Source organism: Methylobacterium sp. Leaf125 (genome assembly GCF_001423085.1).
Lineage (GTDB): Bacteria > Pseudomonadota > Alphaproteobacteria > Rhizobiales > Beijerinckiaceae > Methylobacterium.
Genome location: NZ_LMNU01000004.1, coordinates 90262 through 110877, shown reverse-complemented (window position 1 = coordinate 110877; position 20616 = coordinate 90262). Strand labels below are relative to the sequence as shown.

General features: G+C 70.5%; 20 protein-coding genes. 6 read left to right on the top strand and 14 right to left on the bottom strand.

The window, feature by feature from the left end; all coding sequences use genetic code 11:
* Nucleotide 1: 1 nt before the first annotated feature.
* The gene (locus tag ASF58_RS07590; RefSeq protein WP_055949808.1) at nucleotides 2-1021 is read left to right on the top strand and encodes an HlyD family secretion protein; all 1020 of its coding nucleotides are present in this window, start codon (nucleotides 2-4) and stop codon (nucleotides 1019-1021) included.
* Nucleotides 1022-1719: 698 nt separating this feature from the next.
* On the opposite strand, the gene gatB is transcribed toward ASF58_RS07590, so the two are convergent.
* From gatB to ASF58_RS07565, 5 genes are all read right to left on the bottom strand, one after another.
* Nucleotides 1720-3192 (bottom strand): Asp-tRNA(Asn)/Glu-tRNA(Gln) amidotransferase subunit GatB, encoded by a 1473-nt coding sequence (gatB, locus tag ASF58_RS07585; protein ID WP_055949805.1) that lies wholly within the window; start codon nucleotides 3190-3192, stop codon nucleotides 1720-1722.
* Nucleotides 3193-3290: 98 nt separating this feature from the next.
* Nucleotides 3291-3590, bottom strand: coding sequence for a hypothetical protein (locus tag ASF58_RS07580; RefSeq protein ID WP_055949802.1), 300 nt, complete (start codon nucleotides 3588-3590; stop codon nucleotides 3291-3293).
* Nucleotides 3591-3600: 10 nt separating this feature from the next.
* Nucleotides 3601-5082 (bottom strand): Asp-tRNA(Asn)/Glu-tRNA(Gln) amidotransferase subunit GatA, encoded by a 1482-nt coding sequence (gene gatA / locus ASF58_RS07575; protein WP_055949800.1) that lies wholly within the window; start codon nucleotides 5080-5082, stop codon nucleotides 3601-3603.
* Nucleotides 5083-5203: 121 nt separating this feature from the next.
* Nucleotides 5204-5491: an Asp-tRNA(Asn)/Glu-tRNA(Gln) amidotransferase subunit GatC gene (gene gatC / locus ASF58_RS07570; RefSeq protein WP_055949797.1), complete on the bottom strand. Its 288-nt coding sequence runs from the start codon at nucleotides 5489-5491 to the stop codon at nucleotides 5204-5206.
* A 147-nt stretch (nucleotides 5492-5638) separates the two neighbouring features.
* Nucleotides 5639-5818, bottom strand: a complete 180-nt coding sequence (locus ASF58_RS07565; RefSeq protein ID WP_055949794.1) for a hypothetical protein — start codon at nucleotides 5816-5818, stop codon at nucleotides 5639-5641.
* Between the two features lie 113 nt (nucleotides 5819-5931).
* On the opposite strand from ASF58_RS07565, the gene ASF58_RS07560 reads away from it, so the two are divergent.
* Nucleotides 5932-6477 carry an SMI1/KNR4 family protein gene (locus ASF58_RS07560; protein ID WP_055949791.1) on the top strand — a complete coding sequence of 182 codons (546 nt, stop codon included), beginning with the start codon at nucleotides 5932-5934 and terminating at the stop codon, nucleotides 6475-6477.
* Between the two features lie 71 nt (nucleotides 6478-6548).
* Nucleotides 6549-7043, top strand: a complete 495-nt coding sequence (gene ruvX, locus ASF58_RS07555) for a Holliday junction resolvase RuvX (protein ID WP_055949789.1) — start codon at nucleotides 6549-6551, stop codon at nucleotides 7041-7043.
* 77 nt (nucleotides 7044-7120) lie between these two features.
* Here the strand turns inward: ruvX and dprA are convergent, their stop codons facing one another.
* The 5 genes from dprA to acnA all read right to left on the bottom strand — a co-directional run bounded on the left by dprA (nucleotide 7121) and on the right by acnA (nucleotide 13416).
* Nucleotides 7121-8296, bottom strand: a complete 1176-nt coding sequence (dprA, locus tag ASF58_RS07550; protein ID WP_055949786.1) for a DNA-processing protein DprA — start codon at nucleotides 8294-8296, stop codon at nucleotides 7121-7123.
* Nucleotides 8297-8327: 31 nt separating this feature from the next.
* The gene (gene plsY / locus ASF58_RS07545; protein WP_200930185.1) at nucleotides 8328-8927 is read right to left on the bottom strand and encodes a glycerol-3-phosphate 1-O-acyltransferase PlsY; all 600 of its coding nucleotides are present in this window, start codon (nucleotides 8925-8927) and stop codon (nucleotides 8328-8330) included.
* Between the two features lie 5 nt (nucleotides 8928-8932).
* Nucleotides 8933-10240, bottom strand: coding sequence for a dihydroorotase (locus ASF58_RS07540; protein WP_055950087.1), 1308 nt, complete (start codon nucleotides 10238-10240; stop codon nucleotides 8933-8935).
* Between the two features lie 110 nt (nucleotides 10241-10350).
* Complete coding sequence (locus ASF58_RS07535) at nucleotides 10351-10539, bottom strand: DUF1508 domain-containing protein (protein ID WP_055949781.1); 189 nt, start codon at nucleotides 10537-10539, stop codon at nucleotides 10351-10353.
* Nucleotides 10540-10716: 177 nt separating this feature from the next.
* Entirely contained in the window at nucleotides 10717-13416 is a 2700-nt protein-coding gene (gene acnA / locus ASF58_RS07530; protein WP_055949778.1) for an aconitate hydratase AcnA, read from the bottom strand.
* Nucleotides 13417-13870: 454 nt separating this feature from the next.
* Between acnA and ASF58_RS24805 the strand changes: the two genes are divergently transcribed.
* Genes ASF58_RS24805 through ccmB form a run of 3 tightly spaced genes read left to right on the top strand, consistent with a single transcriptional unit; the run spans nucleotide 13871 to nucleotide 15556 of the window.
* A complete protein-coding gene (locus ASF58_RS24805) occupies nucleotides 13871-14218 on the top strand; it encodes a hypothetical protein (protein ID WP_244477215.1) in 348 nt (115 codons plus the stop codon).
* A 22-nt stretch (nucleotides 14219-14240) separates the two neighbouring features.
* Nucleotides 14241-14891: a heme ABC exporter ATP-binding protein CcmA gene (gene ccmA / locus ASF58_RS07525; RefSeq protein ID WP_055949776.1), complete on the top strand. Its 651-nt coding sequence runs from the start codon at nucleotides 14241-14243 to the stop codon at nucleotides 14889-14891.
* Nucleotides 14891-15556: a heme exporter protein CcmB gene (gene ccmB / locus ASF58_RS07520; protein WP_181017307.1), complete on the top strand. Its 666-nt coding sequence runs from the start codon at nucleotides 14891-14893 to the stop codon at nucleotides 15554-15556. Before ccmA ends, ccmB begins: the two co-directional genes overlap by 1 nt.
* A gap of 4 nt (nucleotides 15557-15560) precedes the next feature.
* Here ccmB and opgC read toward each other — a convergent pair whose 3' ends face one another.
* From opgC to ASF58_RS07500, 4 genes are all read right to left on the bottom strand, one after another.
* Nucleotides 15561-16778 (bottom strand): OpgC domain-containing protein, encoded by a 1218-nt coding sequence (opgC, locus tag ASF58_RS07515; RefSeq protein WP_082512902.1) that lies wholly within the window; start codon nucleotides 16776-16778, stop codon nucleotides 15561-15563.
* Between the two features lie 124 nt (nucleotides 16779-16902).
* Nucleotides 16903-18090, bottom strand: coding sequence for an L-dopachrome tautomerase-related protein (locus ASF58_RS07510; protein WP_055949774.1), 1188 nt, complete (start codon nucleotides 18088-18090; stop codon nucleotides 16903-16905).
* A 39-nt stretch (nucleotides 18091-18129) separates the two neighbouring features.
* A complete protein-coding gene (locus ASF58_RS07505) occupies nucleotides 18130-19113 on the bottom strand; it encodes an SMP-30/gluconolactonase/LRE family protein (protein WP_156375575.1) in 984 nt (327 codons plus the stop codon).
* A gap of 66 nt (nucleotides 19114-19179) precedes the next feature.
* Nucleotides 19180-20457, bottom strand: coding sequence for an L-dopachrome tautomerase-related protein (locus tag ASF58_RS07500; RefSeq protein WP_082512901.1), 1278 nt, complete (start codon nucleotides 20455-20457; stop codon nucleotides 19180-19182).
* Nucleotides 20458-20616 lie beyond the last annotated feature (159 nt).

The following is a 20616-nucleotide window of genomic DNA, read 5'->3' as shown; positions in this document are numbered from 1 at the left end:
CATGGCTCAAGACCCGCCCGCCGAGACCGCCGCCACAGGCTCCGACAGCCGCCCCCGTGCTGCGCCGGATACCCGCCCCCGCGCGCCCGGCCGGGGGCGCCGGGTGCTGCGCCTGCTGATCACCGGACTCATCCTGGCCTGCGCCTTCGTGGCGGCAGCCTTCGTCTGGCAGTTCTACGTGACCGCTCCCTGGACCCGCGACGGAAGGGTGCGCGTGCAGGTCGCCAGCGTGGCGCCCCAGGTCTCGGGCCAGATCACAGAGCTGCGCGTCGCCGACAACCAGACCGTGAAGAAGGGCGACATCCTCTATGTGATCGATCCGTTCGACTTCGAGGTCTCGGTGACTTCGGCCCAGGCCGAGCTCGACAACCGGGAGGCCGACCTCCAGGTCAAGCGGACCCAGGCCGCCCGGCGCGAGGCGCTGACCACCCTCTCGACCTCGGTGGAGGAGAAGCAGCAATATGCGGGCACCGCCAAGATCGCCGAGGCGGCGGTGGCCTCGGCCAAGGCGCAGCTCTCTCAAGCCAAGACCAACCTCCAGCGCACCCAGGTGCGCTCGCCGGTGAATGGCCGGGTGACGAACCTCCTGCTGCGTCCTGGCGACTATGCCACCACCGGCACGGTCAACATCGCCATCATCGACACCGATTCCTTCTGGATCGACGGGTACTTCGAGGAGACCAAGATGGCCCATATCCACGTGGGCGATCCGGTCTCGGCCGAGCTCCTGGGCTACGACCCGCTGATCCGTGGCACGGTGGAGAGCATCACCCTGGGCATCAGCACCGCCAACGCCACCGCGAGCACCCAGGGCCTGCCCAACGTCGACCCGGTCTACACCTGGGTCCGCCTCGCCCAGCGGGTGCCGGTGCGCATCCGCATCGAGGCGGTGCCCGAGGGCGTCACCCTGGTCGCCGGCATGACCGCCACCGTCTCGGTGGGCGAGCCCGGTACGCATCGGCAGGACTGGCTCGCACGCCTGCGGAGCCGCTTCCCCGGAGCTGCGGCCCCCACCCCGTAGGCTGTTGCGCCATGGCGAGGGGTTGCAGCCGCGCCCAAGCGACTGCCGCGACAGGATATTTCAAGGCTGTGGCGATGGAAATGAATACAGTCGCGAAATCCTGCAAATAGGCTCTTGACGCATTCACGATCCGGTCGCACCTTGATGTGGTGCTTCGACGGCAAAGCACAGCTCAAGCAACGAGGAGGCCTTGATCGGATAACGATCACGACCGACCGGACGCAGGAGATGTTGGAATGACGCCACCCCAGCAGGCGGCTGCGGCGATCATCCAGGGCTGATTCGACCTGGACGTTGAGCAGCGCACACGCGAATTACGGGACGGAAGCGGTCTCCGGGGCACAGAAGCGGCCATCACGGCACGACTTCAGACATGCACCAGGCCCCACCTCGGCCGCTTCCGCCGCCAGTTTTCTCAACACAGGCTGGTGCGCGTCGCGCCGGAATTCCATGAGAACGTTCATCTCGACACGTCGCCGCTGCGCTTCCGCGCGAGCGGCTCGACCCATGCGCGGGAGCATCTGAGCCAGGGTTCGGGCGCCGACGGACCGCGACCGTCACGCTGAGGAAGGCCGGTCCCGCGCCCGAAGGCAGCACGCGCTCTCAGCGGACGATGCATGCATCGACAAGCCGGACGGGCCGGTTCGCCAAACGGTTCCGGCCGCGGCTGTCCGACGCGCGGAATACAGGCCCGATCGCTACTCGATCCCGAGCTTCGCCTTCAGCAGCGCATTCACCGCCGCCGGATTGGCCTTGCCGCCGGTCGCCTTCATGGTCTGGCCGACGAACCAGCCGAGGAGGGTCGGCTTCTCACGCGCCTGGGCGACCTTGTCGGGGTTCTTGGCGATGATCTCGTCCACGGCAGCCTCGATGGCGCCGGTGTCGGTGACCTGCTTCATGCCGCGCGCATCGACGATCTGGCGCGGATCGCCGCCCTCGGACCAGACGATTTCGAACAGGTCCTTGGCGATCTTGCCCGAGATCACGCCCTCGCCGATGAGGTCGACGATGGCGCCGAGCTGGTCGGCCGAGACCGGACTGGACTCGATGCTGTGGCCCTCCTTGTTCAGGCGCCCGAACAGCTCGTTGATGACCCAGTTCGCCGTGGCCTTGCCGTCGCGGCCCTTGGCCACCGCTTCGAAGTAGTCGGCCGAGGCGCGCTCGGCGATGAGCACGCCGGCATCGTAGGGCGACAGCCCGTAGGACTCGATGAAGCGCGCCTTCTTGGCGTCGGGCAGCTCGGGCAGGCCGGCGGCCAGGGCATCGACGTAGGCCTGGTCGAATTCCAGCGGCAGCAGATCCGGGTCCGGGAAGTAGCGGTAGTCGTGCGCCTCCTCCTTCGAGCGCATGGAGCGGGTCTCGCCCTTGCCCGGATCGAACAGGCGGGTCTCCTGGCTGATCGTGCCGCCATCCTCGATGATCGCGATCTGGCGCCGGGCCTCGGTCTCGATCGCCTGGCCGATGAAGCGGATCGAGTTGACGTTCTTGATCTCGCAGCGCGTGCCGAGCGGGTCACCGACTTTCCGCACCGAGACGTTGACGTCGGCGCGGAGCGAGCCCTTCTCCATGTCGCCGTCGCAGGTGCCGAGGTAGCGCAGGATGGTGCGCAGCTTGGTCACGTAGGCGCGCGCCTCCTCCGACGAGCGCAGGTCCGGCCGCGAGACGATCTCCATCAGGGCGACGCCGGAGCGGTTGAGGTCGACGAAGCTCTGGGTCGGGTTCTGGTCGTGCAGGGACTTGCCGGCATCCTGCTCCAGGTGCAGGCGCTCGATGCCCACGGTGATCGACTCGCCGTCGGGGAGATCGACCAGCACCTCGCCCTCGCCGACGATCGGGTCCTTGAACTGGCTGATCTGGTAGCCCTGCGGCAGGTCCGGATAGAAGTAGTTCTTCCGGTCGAACACCGAGCGGTGGTTGATCTGCGCCTTCAGGCCGAGGCCGGTGCGCACGGCCTGGGCCACGCACTCCTGGTTGATGACGGGCAGCATGCCGGGCATCGCCGCGTCCACCAGGGAGACGTGGTCGTTCGGCTCGCCGCCGAACGCGGTGGAGGCGCCGGAGAACAGCTTCGAGCGGCTCGTGACCTGGGCGTGGATCTCCATGCCGATCACGACCTCCCAGTCGTGCAGGCCGCCCTTGATGAGCTTCTTGGGGTTCACGGCAGCGGTCATGATGGCCCGAATTCAGCGTTGCGGGGCGCGGGGATGCGCCGGAAGGGGTGCGTGGCGCGGCTTCGCGCCGGAAAAGGTGGAAGGGCCCGCCGGCGCGGTCAAGCGCGCAGGCGGTAGAGCTGGTGCGCCAGGAAGCCCACGGTGCCCCACAGGAAGCCGGCGATCCAGCGCACGGGGAAGAAGGTCGGCCCGTCGTGGCTCACCGGCGCCGGCCAGGGAATGCCGATCGCGGTGACGGCCCAGGATACCAGAACCGAGATCGCGAAGGCCATCAGCGACACGAGGATGACCTTCACGAACTGGTCCGACTTCCAGCCCATCACCAGGGCGATGGCGATCAGCACCGGATCGAAGGCGGCCCAGATCCAGACGTCGAAGGGATAGACCGGGACCGTCATCGGGCGCGCCTCATGCCCACCACGCGGCCGGCAGCCTGGTCCGCCCGGCGGCGTCCTCGATCACCTGGGCGGCGGCGAACAGCGTCTCCTCGTCGAAGGGCCGGCCGATGAGCTGGAGCCCGAGGGGCAGCCCCTGGGCGTCGAGACCGGCCGGCACCGAGATGCCGGGCAGGCCCGCCATGTTCACCGTGATGGTGAACACGTCCTGCAGGTACATCTCGACCGGATCGCCCGAGCCCTTCTCACCGATGCCGAAGGCCGCCGACGGAGTCGCGGGGGTGAGGATCGCGTCGATGCCGGAGGCGTAGGCCTGCTCGAAGTCGCGCTTGATCAGGGTGCGGATGCGCTGGGCGCGCACGTAGTACGCGTCGTAGTAGCCCGCCGAGAGCACGTAGGTGCCGATCATGATGCGGCGCTTCACCTCGCGGCCGAAGCCGGCGGCGCGGGTGTTCTCGTAGAGGCCGGCGATGTCCTTGCCGGGCACCCGCAGGCCGTAGCGCACGCCGTCGTAGCGGGCGAGGTTGGAGGAGGCCTCCGCCGGCGCGACGATGTAGTAGGCCGGGAGCGCGTACGGGGTGTGCGGCAGCGAGATCTCCCGCACCGTGGCGCCGGCGTCCCGGAGCATGGCGGCGCCCCGGTCCCAGAGCGCCTGGATCTCGGCCGACATGCCCTCGACCCGGTACTCCTTCGGAATGCCGATGGTCAGCCCCTTCACGCCGCGGGCGACGGCGGCTTCGAAGTCCGGCACGGGCAGGTCGGCGCAGGTGGTGTCGCGCGCATCCTGGCCGGCCATCGAGCCGAGCAGGATCGCGCAGTCGCGCACCGTCCGGGCGATCGGGCCCGCCTGGTCGAGGGAGGAGGCGTAGGCCACCGTGCCCCAGCGCGAGCAGCGGCCATAGGTCGGCTTGATGCCCACGGTGCCGGTGAAGGCGGCGGGCTGGCGGATCGAGCCGCCGGTATCGGTCGCCGTGGCGCCGAGGCAGAGATGGGCGGCCACCGCCGCCGCCGAGCCGCCCGACGAGCCGCCCGGCACCAGTTTGGCGTCCGATCCGGCGCGGCGCCATGGCGAGACCACGTCGCCGTAGGCGGAGGTCTCGTTGGACGAGCCCATGGCGAACTCGTCGAGGTTCAGCTTGCCGAGCATCACCGCGCCGTCGCGCCAGAGATTGGCGGTCACGGCCGATTCGTAGGCGGGCATGAAGCCCTCGAGGATCTTCGAGCCGGCGGTGGTCGCCACGCCCTCGGTGCAGAACAGGTCCTTGATCCCGAGGGGAATGCCCTCCAGCGGACGGGCCTGTCCGGAGGCGATCCGCCCGTCGGCCGCCTGCGCCATGGCCAGGGCCCGGTCCGGCGTCTCGACGAGGTAGGCGTTCAGCCCCCGCGCCTTCTCCATGGCGTCGAGATGCGCGCGGGTCAGGTCGGTGGCGGAGAAGTCCTTGGCCTTGAGCCCGTCGCGGGCCTCCGCCAGGGTGAGTTCGTTCAGAGAGGTCATGGGTGGGAGAGTCCTGGGCGCTCGTCCTGGTGGGTCCCGGGGCACCGCCGCCGTCGCCGTTCGGGCGCCGGGCGGACCGTCCCTCGGGGCGGCCGGGTTCGGGGGTCGGCGGCGCGTACGCCTACTCGACGACCTTCGGCACGAGGAAGTAGTGGTCCTCGGTCTCAGGCGCGTTGGCCACGATGGCGTCGGCCTTGGCCCCGTCGGTGACCACGTCCTCGCGCTTCTTCATGGCCATCGGCGTGACCGAGGTCATCGGCTCGACCCCCGTCACGTCGACCGTGCCGAGTTGCTCGACGAAGGCCAGGATCGCGTTCAGCTCGCCCTGCAGGGGGGCGACCTCGTCCTCGCTCACTGCGATGCGCGCCAGGTGCGCGATGCGCCTCACCGTCGTTGCGTCGACCGACATGCTGTCTTCAGATCCTCAGGGCCCCATCCGAAGCCCGGCGGGGTTCCGCGGGCGATGGAGCGTCGCGCCGGGCTATAGCACCCGCCTTCCCGCGCTCGCAACGGCGCGGCCAGGCGCGTACCGGATCGGGAACGCGACCCCGGCGTCTCAGGCGATCGCGTGATGCGGCAGCACCGGCGATTCGATCAGGATCCCGGCCCGCGCCGGCCCGCGATCCGCCTGCCGGAACCCGACGAGGAGGATCTCGCAGGCCAGGGCCAGCATCAGCTTGTGCCGCAGGGGCATCCGGCGTGGGGCGGGCGTGGTCGCGCGGGGCGGCAGGGGCATGCGGTCGGCTTTCAGCGTCTTAACGGTTCTTTAACCCTGCTCTGGCCGATCCGGTCCCCGCAAGGCTATGACAACGTTTCTTCAAGGTTAACGGCGAGCCGGAGATCAGATTCATGTGGGAGACGGTGTTCTCGCCCTGTGCGCCGGGGCCGGTCGCCACCGAGGCGGCCCTCGACCGGGCAGAGGCGGAGCTCGGCTACGGCCTGCCCGAGAGCTATCGCACCTTCTGCCGGAGCCTCGGGGCAGGGCTCGCCAACGGCTATTTCCGGGTGGCGGTCCCGAGCGAGGCACCCGAGACGGACCTCGTCGCCCATTCCGAGCTGATCGCCCACAGCATCGCCTCCGTCCTCGGCGACCGTCCCGAGCATCGCTTCGAGGTCGAGGGCGACGATCCGAGCGTCATCGAGCGGGCCGGCTTCTTCGGGCGCTCCGAGGCTGGCGAGTTCCTGTTCTGGGACGTGGTGCCGGGGCGCGACGAGTACGAGATCTGGGTCCTGGGCGCCGACCTCGAATCGGTGCGCTTCGGCGGGGCCGACCTCGTCGACCTGATGCGGCGGAGCCAGGGCGCGGCCGTGCGCGGCATCCTCGGCATGGGCGCCGAGCCCCTCCCCGCCAGCTTCGTCGGCGACGGCACCGAAGGTTCGACCGGCCTGCACTGATCCGCCAGGAGCCCCTTGCCGGCCGGGGCCGGATCGCGCAGGACGGGCGCCGGCACGGGAGAGCGACGGACATGGACGAGGCCGAGATGCGGGCCTTCGCGGAGGCGTCGCAGGGCGGCCCCCGCCTGATCGGGATCGACCTCGGCACCAAGACGATCGGGCTCGCCCTGTCGGATATCGGGCGCCAGATCGCCTCGCCCCTGGAGACCATCCGGCGGGTGAAGTTCACCCCGGACGTCGCGCGCCTGCGGATGCTGTGCGAGACGCATGCCGTCGGTGGCCTCGTCATCGGCCTGCCCCTGAACATGGACGGCAGCGAGGGCCCACGGGTCCAGTCGACCCGTTCCTTCGTGCGCAACATGAAGCCGCTGCTGCCCCTGCCCGTCCTCTACTGCGACGAGCGCCTCTCCACCGCCGCCGTCACCCGCGCGCTCATCGCGGCGGATGCCTCGCGGGCCAAGCGCGGCGAGGTCGTCGACATGCTGGCCGCCGCCTACATCCTGCAGGGCTGCCTCGACCAGATGCGCCGCGCCCTGGGCGAGGAGGAGCCCGACGACGACGCCTGATGCGGTGTCCGTGGCCGGGAGCGGGCGCCGTCGAACGCCGCCGTCCCGAAGGACTCGGGGCACCCGTCTGACGGCCCTCACCCCACCAGGGACACCGATCCGCTGCCGTGGCGCTCGATGCGCCCGTCGAGCTCCAGCTCGAGCAGGGTGGTCTGGACGACGCGGACGCTGAGGCCGGCGGTGCGCGCCAGCTCGTCGGTCCCGATCGGGGTCGGGCTCAGATAGGCGATGAGACGGGCGCGGTCGTCGGTCGGCTCCGGTGGGGCGAAATCTTCGGCGGGGAGCGGCAGCACGATGCCGTCGACGTCGAGTTCGTCCCAGAAGATCGGCGCGTCGGCGAGGTCCGGCCGGTCGACGGCCAGGGCCTCGACGCTGCGCGCATCGGCGCCGCCCGCCAGCAGCGGGGCGATGACGTCGGTGACGTGGGTGGCGTCGGAGACCAGGGTCGCGCCCTGGCGGATCAGGTCGTTGGTGCCTTCCGCCCGCGGGTCCAGGGGAGAGCCCGGCACGGCGAAGACCTCGCGGCCCTGCTCTAGGGCGAAGCGGGCGGTGATCAGCGAGCCCGAGCGGCGGGCGGCCTCCACCACGACGGTGCCGTAGGCGAGGCCGGAGATGATGCGGTTGCGCCGGGGAAAGTCGCGGCCGCGCGGCTCCCACCCCATCGGCATCTCGGCCAGCACCGCCCCGCCCGCCTCCAGGATCGCCTCCACGAGGGCGGCATGGTTGGCCGGGTAGATCCGATCCTGTCCCCCCGCCAGCACCGCCACGGTGCCGGGCGCCAGGGCGGCCCGATGGGCGCGGGCATCGATGCCGCGCGCCAGACCCGAGACCACGACGAGACCGGCGTCGCCGAGCCCGCGGGCGAGGCGCTCGGTAAAGGCGAGGCCGGCGGCCGAGGCGTTGCGCGAGCCGACGATGGCGATGGCCGGGCGATTCAGGATCGCGGCCTCGCCCCGGATCGCGATCAGCGGCGGCGCCGAATCGGCGGCCTGCAGCAGCTTTGGGTAGTCCGCCTCCCCGAGGGCGACCAGGCGGGCGCCCAGGCGACTGGCCGCGTGGAGCTCGGCCTCGGCCTCGGCCCGGCTCGGCGGCGTGATGCGCCGGCCGCTGCGGCCGGTGAGGTTCGGCAGGGCGTCCAGCGCCGGGCCGGCGCCGCCGAAACGGTTGACCAGGGTGCGGAAGCTGCGCGGGCCGATGCCCTCGCTGCGGATCAGGCGCAGCCAGTCGAGACGCTGGGCATCAGTGAGCTGCATCGCCCTCCCCTCACGGAGCGGGCGGCGAGCCTCAGCCCTTCTGCCCGATGCGCCCCTCGGTCCCGTCGATCAGCCGACGGATGTTGGGCGCGTGCTTCCACCATAGCAGGATGGCGAGCAGGAGAAACAGGCCTGCAACCGCAGGCTGTCCCAGGGCCCACAGGATGAGGGGTGTCAGGCCCGAGGCCGCCAGGGCCGCGAGGGAGGAGTATTTCAGCGTGAAGGCGAGACCGAGCCAGATGGCAGCGAAGGCCAGGAGGCCGAGGGGGCTCAGCGCCAGGAGGACGCCGAGGAAGGTCGCCACTCCCTTCCCGCCCTTGAACCCGAGCCAGACCGGGAACAGGTGCCCCAGGAAGGCGCCGAGGCCGGCGACGAGGGCCGCCTCCAGCCCGAAGCGGCCGGCGATGAGCACCGCCAGCGTGCCTTTCAGGGCGTCGCCCAGCAGCGTCGCGGCCGCGAGACCCTTGCGCCCGGTGCGCAGCACGTTGGTGGCGCCGATGTTGCCGGAGCCGATCGCCCGCACGTCGCCGAGCCCGGCATAGCGGGTCAGGATCAATCCGAACGGGATCGAGCCGAGAAGGTAGCCCCCCGCCAGCGCGGCCAGCAGCAGGGTCCAGGGCAGGGTATCCAGGGTGATCACGCGGCGGCCTCGGTCTCGGCGGGGGCGCGGAAGACGATGCGGCCCGCCACCATCGTCAGGATGGCGGCCCCCTGGAGGCGCGCCTCGTCGAAGGGGGAGTTCTTCGAGCGGGACTTCAGCGCGCGCTTGTCGATGACGTAGGGCAGGTCCGGATCGATCAGCACCAGGTCGGCGGGCGCGCCGGCTGCGAGGCGTCCGGCCGGTCGTCCGAGGAGCGCCGCCGGGCTTGCGCTCAGGGCGGCCAGCAGGCGCGGCAGGGTGACGTCGCCGGTATGAACCAGCCGCAGGGCCGCGCCGAGCAGCGTCTCGATCCCCAGCGCCCCGTCCGCGGCCTCGGCGAAGGGCAGGCGCTTGGTCTCGACGTCCTGCGGGTTGTGGTCGGAGACGATGACGTCGATCACGCCCTCGTTGAGGCCGGTCACCAGGGCGAGGCGGTCGGTCTCGTGGCGCAGTGGCGGCGAGAGCCGGCAGAAGGTGCGGTAGTGCCCGATGTCACCCTCGTTCAGGACGAGGTTGTTCACCGAGGCGCCGCAGGTGACCGGCAACCCGTCCGCCTTGGCCCGGCGCACGATCTCGATCGAATCGGCACAGGAGATCATCGCGGCGTGGTAGCGGGCGCCGGTGAGGCGCACGAGGCGGATGTCGCGCTCCAGCATCACCGTTTCGGCCTCGCGCGGGATGCCGAGGAGCCCGAGGCGGGAGGCCATCTCGCCCTCGTTCATCACGCCGTCGCCGACGAGGTCCGGCTCCTCCACGTGCTGCATCAGCAGGGCGCCGAAGTCGCGGGCATAGGTCAGCGCGCGGCGCATGACCTGGGCATTGGTCACGGCCTTGAGGCCGTCGGTGAAGGCGACGGCACCGGCCTCCTGCAGCAGGCCGAACTCGGTCATCTCTTGGCCCGCAAGGCCCTTGGTGATGGCGGCGGCCGGCAGGACGTGGACGCTGGCCGTGTCGCGGGCGCGGCGCAGTACGAAGTCGACGATGGCCGGCCCGTCGATGACCGGATTGGTATCCGGCATGCAGACCAGGGTGGTGACGCCGCCGGCCGCCGCCGCCGCGCTGGCGCTGGCCAGGGTCTCCCGATGCTCGGCGCCGGGCTCGCCCACGAAGGCCCGCAGATCGATGAGGCCGGGGCTGAGGACGTGGCCTCCGCAATCGACGGTTTCGGCCTCGTCCGGCACCCCGGCGAGGGGCCCCCAGCCGACCTCCTGGATCAGGCCGTCGCGCACGAGGACGTGGCCGGGCGCCTGGCGGCCCGTGGCCGGGTCGCAGAGCGTCGCGTGGGTCAGGAGGATGGGGCGCATCGTCATGCCTCGCGGTTTCGACCGGGCGCGCCGTGGCGTCAAGCCGGATGCGATGGGCACGCTACTGCGGGACGCAGCGGCGTGCCCTGGCAGGGCTCAACTGCGTCGTCTCAGACCTCGTAGATCGGATCGTTGCCCGAAGCCTTGTTGAGCTTGAGGCCGTGGAGGCAATCCGCCTTCGCCACGTAGCTCTCGCTGCTCTTGGAAATCTCCTCGCCGTTCTTGGCGTAGTAGATCCAGTACCAATGCCCCCGAACGTCCTTCTTGATTTTGTAGCAGGGGTAAGACAACGCCGACATCGCTTCGCTCCTCGATTCACGGCGGCCAACGGGGACCTCCGATGTAAATCAAACTCTAGGTTTGATTTACATCGATTTGTTAACCTGAGTGAAGTTTTGCAAGGCCTCTGGAACGGAAAAAGGCCCCGCCCTTTCGGGCGAGGCCTCAGATTCGCGGTCCGCAGAGGCTGGGGAGGCTTACGCCGCCAACGAACGCAGGACGTAGGGCAGGATACCGCCGTTGCGGAAGTACTCGAGCTCGTCGAGGGTATCGATGCGGCAGGTCAGCGGGACCTCCCGCTTCGTGCCGTCCGCGGAGGTGATCTCGGCGATCATGGTCTGGCGCGGCTTCAGGTCGCCCGACAGGCCCCGGATCGAGACCGTCTCGTCCCCCTTGAGGCCGAGCGAGGCCCAGGAGGTGTCGCCCTGGAACACCAGGGGCACGATGCCCATGCCGACGAGGTTCGAGCGGTGGATGCGCTCGAAGCTCTCGGCCACCACGGCGCGGATGCCCAGGAGCTTGGTGCCCTTGGCCGCCCAGTCGCGCGACGAGCCGGTGCCGTATTCCTTGCCGGCGAAGACGACGAGCGGGGTTCCCTCGGCCTGATACTTCTGCGCGGCGTCGTAGATGAACATCCGCTCGCCCGAGGGCTGGAACAGCGTCCAGCCGCCCTCGACCACTGTTCCGGACGCGTCGCGGACCATCTGGTTCTTGATGCGGATGTTGGCGAAGGTGCCGCGCATCATGACTTCGTGGTTGCCGCGCCGCGTGCCGTACTGGTTGAAGTCCTGCACCCGGACCTGATGCTCCTGCAGGTAGGCGCCCGCCGGGGAGTTCGCCCGGATGTTGCCCGCCGGCGAGATGTGGTCGGTGGTGATCGAGTCGAGGAAGAGGCCGAGGATGCGGGCGTCGACCACGTCCTCCACCGGGGCCGGGGTCTTCTGCATGCCGACGAAGTAGGGCGGGTTCTGCACGTAGGTGGAGGTCGAATCCCACTTGAAGGTCTCGGCCTCGGTGACCTCGACGGCCTTCCAGTAGTCGTCGCCGCCGAACACGTCGGCGTAGCGGGACTTGAACAGGGTCGAGGTGATGTTGGCCTCGATGAACGCCTGCACCTCGGCGCTCGAGGGCCAGATGTCCTTCAGGTAGACGGGCTGGCCGTCAGACCCGGTGCCCAGGGGCTCGGTGGTGATGTCGATCTGCATCGAGCCGGCCAGCGCGTAGGCGACGACCAGCGGCGGCGAGGCGAGGTAGTTCGCCCGCACGTCGGGGTTCACGCGGCCCTCGAAGTTGCGGTTGCCCGAGAGCACGGCGGCGGCGACGACGTCGTTGTCGTTGATGGCCTTCGAGATCGGGGCCGGCAGGGGGCCGCTGTTGCCGATGCAGGTGGTGCAGCCGAAGCCGACGAGGTTGAAACCCAGGGCATCGAGGGGCTTCTGCAGGCCGGCGCTCTCGAGGTACTCGGCCACCACCTGGGAGCCGGGCGCCAGGGAGGTCTTCACCCAGGGCTTGGAGCGCAGGCCCTTGGCGACCGCGTTGCGGGCCAGGAGGCCGGCGCCGATCATCACGCTCGGGTTCGAGGTGTTGGTGCAGCTCGTGATGGCGGCGATCACCACGTCGCCGTGGCCGATGTCGAAGTTGGCGCCCTCCACCGGGTAGCGCTTGGCGATGTCGGCGGCCTTCTTGAACTCGGTCTCCATCGACTGCGCGAAGCCGGGCTTGGCACCGTCGAGGAGCACCCGGTCCTGCGGACGCTTGGGGCCGGCGAGCGACGGGCGCACGTCGCCCATGTCGAGTTCGAGCGTGTCGGTGAAGACCGGGTCCGGCGTGGCCGCGTCGCGCCACATGCCCTGCGCCTTGGCGTAAGCCTCCACCAGGGCGATCCGGTCGTCGGCGCGGCCGGTGACCTTGAGGAAGTCGATGGTCTTCTGGTCGATGGGGAAGAAGCCGCAGGTGGCGCCGTATTCGGGGGCCATGTTGGAGATCGTGGCGCGGTCGGCCACCGCCATGTCGTCGAGGCCGGGGCCGTAGAACTCCACGAACTTGCCGACCACGCCCTTCTTGCGCAGCATCTGGGTCACGGTGAGCACGAGGTCGGTGGCCGTGGTGCCCTCGGGCAGCTTGCCCGAGAGCTTGAAGCCGACGACCTCGGGGATCAGCATCGAGAGCGGCTGGCCGAGCATCGCGGCCTCGGCCTCGATGCCGCCGACGCCCCAGCCGAGGACCGCGAGGCCGTTGACCATGGTGGTGTGCGAATCGGTGCCGACGAGGCTGTCCGGATAGGCGAGCTCGGTGCCGTCTTCCGACTTCGTCCAGACCGTCTGCGACAGGAACTCAAGGTTCACCTGATGGCAGATGCCGGTGCCGGGCGGTACGACGGAGAAGTTGTCGAAGGCCGACTGGCCCCACTTGAGGAAGGTGTAGCGCTCGCCGTTGCGCGAGTATTCCAGCGCGACGTTGTCGGCCAGCGCCTTCGGGGTGCCGAACTCGTCGACGATCACCGAGTGGTCGATCACGAGGTCGACCGGCACCAGCGGGTTGATCTTCTGCGGGTCGCCGCCCAGAGCCACCATGGCGTCGCGCATCGCGGCCAGGTCGACCACCGCGGGCACGCCGGTGAAGTCCTGCATCAGCACGCGGGAGGGGCGGAAGGCGATCTCGGTCTCGGTCTTCCCCTTGTTGCCGAGCCAAGCGACGGTGGCGGAGATGTCGTCCTTCTTGACCGAGCGCTCGTCCTCGAAGCGCAGCAGGTTCTCGAGCAGCACCTTCATCGAGAAGGGCAGCGCGGTGGCGTCGGCGAGGCCGGACTTCTCGGCATGGGGGATCGAGTAGTAGGTGTAGGACTTGTCTCCGACGGTGAGGGTCTGGCGAGACTGGAAGCTGTCGAGCGATGCCACGGCGTTATAATTCCTCGCGAGCGGTTGGTCGAACACGCGCAGGCATAACCTGCGCCACGAAAACACGTGTTCGGCTGGGAGCGCTATGAAGCGCGCGCCGCCCCGGGGGTGCCCGGATAGGGTGTTGCGCGAAGGGCGATTTGGACGCCCTGAAATCTCGCGCGGCGCAGCCTGCGCGCGTTATAGAACACTTCGAAACTGGCCGCTACCGGTGCCCTGACACCGGGTGAGATCTGTTCGGACGCGTCTTCGCCAACCGAGGCCCCCCCCCTGCTGGGCTCCGGCAATCCGATGGCGACACCGATGCGCGCGCTGCGCCTGCCGCCCGAGATCGAAGACCGCCTGGAGGCGCCGGCCCGGCGCACGGGCCGGAGCTAGGACGATCACGTCGGGGACGCCATCCTCGAACACTTGGAAAATCCTGGAAAACCTGGAGGATCTTGAGGACGCCGAGATGCGCCTCGCGGCGGTCCGCAGCGGCGCGAGGGATGCCGTTCCCCTGGATGACCTGCTGTCGCGCTCCGGTCTGCGGGATTGGGTTCGAGCGTTCCGCGGAACGCGAACTCGCCGGTGTCGATCACGCGGCGGCCCAGCGCAGCCTGAGTTTTCTGCGCGACCGGGCTCGCCACTGGACGATCCGCGTGTCATTGGCGAAGCCCGGAAGGGCTCTCGGCTCGGCAACTTCTGGAAAGACCGGATCGGCGACGTTCGCGTGATCGCCGCGATCGAGGACGACGCCCTGCGCATCCTCGTGATCAAGATCGGCCACCGCGGCGACGTCTGCCGGTCGCTGGTTCGATGAGGCTCATGATTCAGGACCCCCCGTGCGGCTGACCGCTCAAGACCTCGCCGTCCGCCGCTCCGGCCGCCGCATCTTCTCGGGCCTGTCCTTCGCCCTCGGGCCGGGGGAGGCGCTGATGGTCACCGGGCGGAACGGGGCCGGCAAGTCGACGCTGCTCGCGGTGCTGGCCGGCCGGCTCAAGCCCGAGGCCGGAACCGTCACGGCGAGCGAGGTCGGCGAGGCGACCCTGTCCGAGTGCCTGCACGTGGTCGGCCATCGCGACGGGCTGAAGAGCCCGCTGACGGCGGAAGAGAACCTCGCCTTCGCCCGCGACCTCCTCGGCGCACCGACCGCGAGCCCGCAGGCGGCCCTGGAGGAACTCGGTCTCGGCCACGCCCTGCGCCTCCCCGTGGCTTATCTCTCCGCCGGCCAGCGCCGGCGGGTCGCGCTGGCCCGCCTCCTGGTCTGCCGACGTCCGCTCTGGCTCCTCGACGAACCGACGGCCGCCCTCGATGCGGCCTCACAGGAGGTCCTGGCGGGAATGATGGCGCGGCACCGTGCGGCGGGCGGCCTCGTCATCGCGGCGACGCACCAGGCCCTCGGCCTCGTCGACGCCCGGGAATTGCGGATCGAGGCGCCCGCTGCATCGACGCAGGCCGCTCCGGCGGCCGCGGCCGACGAGGTCTGGTGGTGATGCGCGCCCTCAGGGCCCTCGTCGCCCGCGACCTCGCGCTCGCCGCCCGCGTCGGCGGTTCGGGGGCGCTCTCCCTCGTGTTCTTCCTGATGATCGTCGCTCTGGTGCCGTTCGCCCTCGGCCCGGACCTCAACCTGCTCTCGCGGATCGGCCCGGCCATCCTCTGGCTCGCCGCGGTGCTCTCGACCCTGATCGGCCTCGACCGCCTGTTCCAGGCCGACGAGGAGGACGGCTCCCTCGACCTGATGAGCGGCTCGCCGGCCCCGCTGGAGGGCGTCGTGCTCGCCAAGGTGCTGGCGCACTGGCTCACCACCGGCCTGCCGCTCGCCCTGGCCTCGCCCCTGTTCGGGCTCCTCGTCGCCCTCGACGGACGGGCCATGGCGGCGACCGCCCTCACCCTGCTGGTAGGCACCCCGGCCCTGACCTTCGTGGGTGCCGTGGGCGCCGCCCTCACCGCCTCGATCCGCCGGGGCGGGCTCATCCTGGCGGTCGTGGTGCTGCCGCTGATGATCCCGACGCTGATCTTCGGCGTCTCGGCCAGCGAGTCGGCCCTCGGCGGCACCGTCCCGTTCACCACGCCGCTGGCCATCCTGTGCGCTCTCAGCCTGATCGCGGGCGTGATCGGAACGCTCGCCGCCGCCGCGGCCCTGCGCTGGTCGGAATAGGGCGTCAGGCGAGCGCCGCGCTCTCCCGCAGGCCGAGGGCGGGGCGATCCGGTGTCGGAACCTGAGGGTCCCGCCGGGAAGCTTGACCCTCCGGTTGCGCGGGGCGGGAGGGCTGCGTCCGGCCCGGGCGCCCGCCGATGTGCAGGGCGATGCCGATGAACAGCGCGATCATGCCGGCTTCCAGGAGCAGCAAGGGAAGCCAGGCGGCGTTCCAGGACAGGGCGGCGAGATCGAGCGCCTCGCTGGCGAGCATGGCCCCGATTGCGCCGGCGGTGAAGACCGGAAGGGAGCGGCGGCCGAGCCGGGTCAGCATGTGGTCGCGCGGCACCTGGTGCAGCAGGCGGATCAGCGGAGCCCGCGGCAGGGCCATCACCAGGTAGGCCAGGGCGAGCACGTGCAGGACGCGCAGGGGCGACTGGTAGGTCTTGCTCGCGCCGAGCCAGAACGCGTCGTTGCGCGTCGCGGCCCAGTCGGCGGCCGCCGGCCAGAGACGCACGACGACCACCGCCAGCACGAGGTAAGCGACGAGATAGGCCAGGGCGAGGCCGGTCAGCCATCGCGGGCGCGGCAGGGCGACGCCGTTGACCAGGCCCTGTCCGATCGTGATCCCCACAGCGAAGATCAGGGTCCAGGGCAGGATCGTCAGGAAGAAGGGCGCGCCCGTGAGGCTGTTGCTCAGCACCAGGTGGAAGTGACCGGCCGCGATCCAGAGCAGCAGCGCCGGCGGCAGGGGCGCCCAGAACCGCCACCCGGCCAGGCGCAACAGGATCGGTGCGATCAGCATCAGGGCCACGTACAGGCGCAAGACGGACGAGTAGCCCACCGTCTGGCGAAGGGTGAGCGCGTGGCCCAGCAGGTTCGGGAAGCCGTGCTCCCGCAACAGGCCGGTTTCCTGCGCGTGCACGCCCGTCACGCCGCGAAGGGCCAGGATGGCTGCCAGGAGACCGAGCGTCGCGAAGACGATGGCCAGTTCGAAGGCGTAGATCCGGGCCGCCCGCCGCCACAGGTGAGCGACGATGTCCGGCAGCCGGCGCCGCGAGGCCTGGCTCGCCGCCAGGGCGATGGAGATGCCGCTGAGCAGGACGAAGATGTCGGCGCTGTCGGAGAAGCCGAGCCGGGAGGGCGACACGACCGAGATGGCGCCGTCCTGGATGTGGTTCACGAAGATATTGATCAGGCACAGACCGCGAATGGCGTCGATCGTGGACCTTCGCTGCGGCATGCCTCACCCCGATGCGGCCTAGACGCACCCAGGTTAGGAACGAAAGCTTAAGGTTGCGTTGCAACCGCTGCGGGTGATTCCGGGAAACGGCTCGGCCGTGCCCCGGGATGCGGATCCGCGCGCCTCACGCCGGATCGGCGTCGATCCGCATCCGCAGGATGGCGTAGGGCGGTGCCTGCAGGTCCTTGCCGCCGTTGTATTCCGGGCGCCGGTTCACCTGGGCGGACGAGATGTGGAGCCAGCGATCCGGGGTGATCCAGAACGTGTCGGCCCAGATCAGGCGCGGATCGGACGCGATGAGCGTGACGGTGCCGTCGGGGTCGCGCCGGCCGACCGCGTTGAACTCCTGCATGGCGAGGTAGACCCGGTCCTTCGAATCCGTGGTCAGGCCGCCGGTCATGCCCTTCTCGCCCAGATCCGTGACGCCGGCCGCCACGGCCGCGTCGCTGGACTCGGGATCGAGGAGCGCGGCGGTCTCCACCGCGTAGAGGCGGCGCCCGATCAGCGGAGCGTAGTAGAGGCGTCGTCCGTCGGGACTGAGGGCGATGCCGTTGGCCCCACCCTGGACCGGGCGCGGCGGTCCCTCCCCCTTCCGCTGCACCACCGGACGGTCCTCGACGATCTTGAGAAGGCCTTTCTGCGACTTGGTGCTGGCATGACCGGCGAGGCGGCGCACCACCCGGCCGCTGGCGAGGTCGACGGCCAGGATGGCGCCCTCTCCGTCCTGGCCCTGGTCGGTGATGTAGGCGCGGGCGTAGCCGTCGCGGATATCCACCCGCAGGTCGTTGAGCGACGAGGTCGGAGTGATGCCGGCCTCCAACGGGACCACCCGGCGGATGCGGTTGTCGGAGAGATCGATCTGCACCAGCTTCGCCCCGCCCTTCACCGGCGGTCCGGAGCCGTCCGGCAGGCCGGCATCGAGGCACCACAGGGTGTCGTCGCGGTCGAAGACCCCGTTGGGCACGTGGAACAGGCGGGCCTGCGGGTTCTCCGGGTCGGGCTGGTTCGTCGGCAGGTCCGGGTAGGGCCGGACCTCTCCGTCCGCCAGCACCTCGCCCAGGGTGTAGGGCACCGTCGCGGTGAAGCGCGGCATCATCACGAAGCGCCGGCCGCCGGCCGAGATGGCGAGGCCGGTGGGGGTCGAGGGGGCGTTGGCGGTGAAGGCGAGCTCGAGCCCGCCCGCCGCCCGGCGGGTGGCGACCTCCGGGGACGGCGCGGCCACGGCCTCTCCGGGGCGGGCGAGGGCCACCGTCCCGGCGAAGCCGGCACCGGCAATGCCGGCAGCGAGGAGGTCACGGCGAGCGAGCGTCATGGTGGGATCCGGTCGAGCAAGGGGGAGGAAGATGGCGGGTCAGCCCCGGGCGGAGCCGCGCACCCTGAGATCGATGGCGAGGACGTGGGCCCCCGCGCCGATGAAGAGGCGCCGGCCGTCCGGGCCGCCGAAGGCGACGTTGGCGGCGTCGGTCGCGGTGGCGATGCGTCCCAGGAGCGTGCCGTCGGGCGCGTAGATCCGCACGCCGTCGAAGCAGGCGGCGTAGACCCGGCCGTCGGCATCCACCGCGAGCCCGTCCGGCACGCCGGCCTCCACGGTGGCGAAGGGCTTCGGGGGGCCGAGCCTCCGGCCCTCCAGCACCGGGAAGGCCAGGATGGTGCGGGCGCCTTCCGGGTTCTTCAGGGAGGCGCTGGTGTCGCTGACGTAGAGGCGGCGCCCGTCCGGGCTGAAGGCGATGCCGTTGGGCTGGCCCACGGCGTCGGTCATGCCCTCGACCCGGCCGGACGGATCGATCCGGTAGACCCGCCGCGCCGCTTGCGCCGGAATTGCCATCAGGCCCTCGTCCGGCATGGTGATGCCGAAGACGGGGTCCGTGAACCAGATCGCGCCGTCCGGAGCCAGGGCGGCGTCGTTGGGGGAATTCAGAGGCCGGCCCTCGAAGGCGTCGGCCAGCACCGTGAGGCTTCCGTCCGGCTCCCGCCGCACGACCCGGCGCCCGCGATGCTCACAGGTGACGAGACGGCCCTCGGCGTCGAGGGTGTTGCCGTTGGCGTTGTTCGAGGGATCGCGAAACACGGCGGCGCCGCCGTCGTCGGCGATCCGGATCATCCGGTTGGCCCGGACGTCGCTGATGATCAGGCCGCCGAGGCCGGGGGCGTAGCACAGGCCCTCGCACCAGCGTCCGCCCGCATAGAGCGTGCGCAGCGCCGCGCCGGGATCGAGCACGTCGCGCAGCCGCGGATCGTCGACCCGGACGATGGGGGCCGCTGCGGCCGGCCAGGCGCGCAGGGCGAGGACCGCTCCCGCGCCGCCGAGCAGCGCGCGTCGTCGTATCGTCGGCATCGATCCTCGGGGGGGCTGCGGGTGCGATGAGGGCGCCGCCCCGTCGGCGGGGCGGCGCGGGACGGGTCAGCGCGCGGCCGGCGCGGGGGCGGTCGAACCGGTGGCGTCCGCTGTTCCCGGCTTGAAGCTCCACAACTCCGTCGGCAGGGCCGCCGGGGCGTCGGGCTTGTAGAAGGCCGAGTCCTGGATGTGCGAGGTGGTGACGTAGAGCGTCCCGTCCGGCCCTTCCGCGAAGGTGTCGGGCCAGCGCAGGCGCTTGTCCTGCACCACGGTGCTCAGGGTGTTCCCCTTCGCCGAGAGGTCGCGCACCTTGATCGAATCGTCCTGCGGCGATGTCACGTACATCCGCCCGTCCTTGCGGGCGATGATCAGGCCGTCGGCCGGCCCGTTCTCGCCCACGGGCTCGATGCGGCCCGACACGCTCTTGTCGGCCAGCGCGGTCGGCATCAGCGCGTTGGTGATGCTCCCCGCGAGGGTCTCGGTGGGCAGGCTGTAGAGCGTCTTGCCCTTGATCGCCTGCCAGTACAGCGTCTTGCCGTCGGGGGAGAGGGCGATGCCGTCGGCGGCGAACTCGACGCCGCGCCCGTCCGGCCGGCGCAGGGGCTTGCCGTCATAGGTTACTGTCACGCTCTTGTCGGGCTGCGTCGTCGGATCGCCGTCGAGCACCCGGTGGGCCCGGCCGCTGTCGAGGTCGACCACCACCAGGGCCCCCTTGGCACCGGAATCGGTCAGGTAGGCGGTCTTGCCGTCGGGGGCGAAGCGCACGTCGTTGAGGTAGGAGCCCTGCGGTGCGACGCTTTCGTCGAAGGCGATGGTGCGCGCCGGCTGGTTGGTCTTCAGGTCGATCTCGACGAGCTTGGGACCGCCGGGCACGAGCGCCGCCATGGCGGGCGCCGCGGGATCCAGTACCCAGAGGTTGCCGTTCGGGCCCGCCACAACGCTCTGCACGCAGACCCAGTGATCCTTGGCCGTGACTTCATCCTTGCGGGCGTTGCGCCAGGAGTTCCAGGCCGCATCGGGGAACGGCACCAGCTTGCCGTCCTTCAGCTCGGCGACCGACACCTCGGTGTCCTCGGTCCAGCGGGGGAAGTTCACGAAGATCCGCCCGTCCTTGGACACGGTGACGCCCGTCACTTGGTGGTCGAAGCTCGCCACCTTCGTGAGCGATGCCGTCGGCGCGGCGGCGCTGCCCTGTGCCAGGACGGTGCCGGGCACGAGGACGGCTCCCGGGAGGAGGACGGCGCCCAGGAGGGCCGCGGCGAGCGTCCGGCCCTGCCGCCGAGGGCGGGCCGACCGGCGCGGAAGCGCGGCGAAGAACGGATGGTCGGACTGATGGTGCGTCATCGGAACCCTGGAAAATGGAATCCCTGGCATCGGACCCCTTGGCATCGCGACGATCGAACCGCGCGGTGTGCGAACCGTGCGGTGCGATCATGACGGCCTAACGCATGAAGCGTCGGCCAAGGTTCATCCGCCCCGCGAGTTGTGAACGGCCGCCGCCGG

Excerpts from the sequence above, each read along its gene's own strand:
- ASF58_RS07565 (WP_055949794.1), bottom strand. The coding sequence starts at position 5,818 with ATGCCCCTGCCGCCCCGCGCGACCACGCCCGCCCCACGCCGGATGCCC.
- opgC (WP_082512902.1), bottom strand. The coding sequence starts at position 16,778 with ATGCCGCAGCGAAGGTCCACGATCGACGCCATTCGCGGTCTGTGCCTG.
- ASF58_RS07535 (WP_055949781.1), bottom strand. The coding sequence starts at position 10,539 with ATGTCGGCGTTGTCTTACCCCTGCTACAAAATCAAGAAGGACGTTCGG.
- gatC (WP_055949797.1), bottom strand. The coding sequence starts at position 5,491 with ATGTCGGTCGACGCAACGACGGTGAGGCGCATCGCGCACCTGGCGCGC.
- ASF58_RS07500 (WP_082512901.1), bottom strand. The coding sequence starts at position 20,457 with ATGACGCACCATCAGTCCGACCATCCGTTCTTCGCCGCGCTTCCGCGC.
- ruvX (WP_055949789.1), top strand. The coding sequence starts at position 6,549 with ATGGACGAGGCCGAGATGCGGGCCTTCGCGGAGGCGTCGCAGGGCGGC.
- ASF58_RS07590 (WP_055949808.1), top strand. The coding sequence starts at position 2 with ATGGCTCAAGACCCGCCCGCCGAGACCGCCGCCACAGGCTCCGACAGC.
- ASF58_RS07560 (WP_055949791.1), top strand. The coding sequence starts at position 5,932 with ATGTGGGAGACGGTGTTCTCGCCCTGTGCGCCGGGGCCGGTCGCCACC.
- dprA (WP_055949786.1), bottom strand. The coding sequence starts at position 8,296 with ATGCAGCTCACTGATGCCCAGCGTCTCGACTGGCTGCGCCTGATCCGC.
- ccmB (WP_181017307.1), top strand. The coding sequence starts at position 14,891 with ATGCGCGCCCTCAGGGCCCTCGTCGCCCGCGACCTCGCGCTCGCCGCC.
- ASF58_RS24805 (WP_244477215.1), top strand. The coding sequence starts at position 13,871 with ATGCGCCTCGCGGCGGTCCGCAGCGGCGCGAGGGATGCCGTTCCCCTG.
- gatA (WP_055949800.1), bottom strand. The coding sequence starts at position 5,082 with ATGACCTCTCTGAACGAACTCACCCTGGCGGAGGCCCGCGACGGGCTC.
- ASF58_RS07510 (WP_055949774.1), bottom strand. The coding sequence starts at position 18,090 with ATGACGCTCGCTCGCCGTGACCTCCTCGCTGCCGGCATTGCCGGTGCC.
- gatB (WP_055949805.1), bottom strand. The coding sequence starts at position 3,192 with ATGACCGCTGCCGTGAACCCCAAGAAGCTCATCAAGGGCGGCCTGCAC.
- ASF58_RS07505 (WP_156375575.1), bottom strand. The coding sequence starts at position 19,113 with ATGCCGACGATACGACGACGCGCGCTGCTCGGCGGCGCGGGAGCGGTC.
- ASF58_RS07540 (WP_055950087.1), bottom strand. The coding sequence starts at position 10,240 with ATGCGCCCCATCCTCCTGACCCACGCGACGCTCTGCGACCCGGCCACG.
- ASF58_RS07580 (WP_055949802.1), bottom strand. The coding sequence starts at position 3,590 with ATGACGGTCCCGGTCTATCCCTTCGACGTCTGGATCTGGGCCGCCTTC.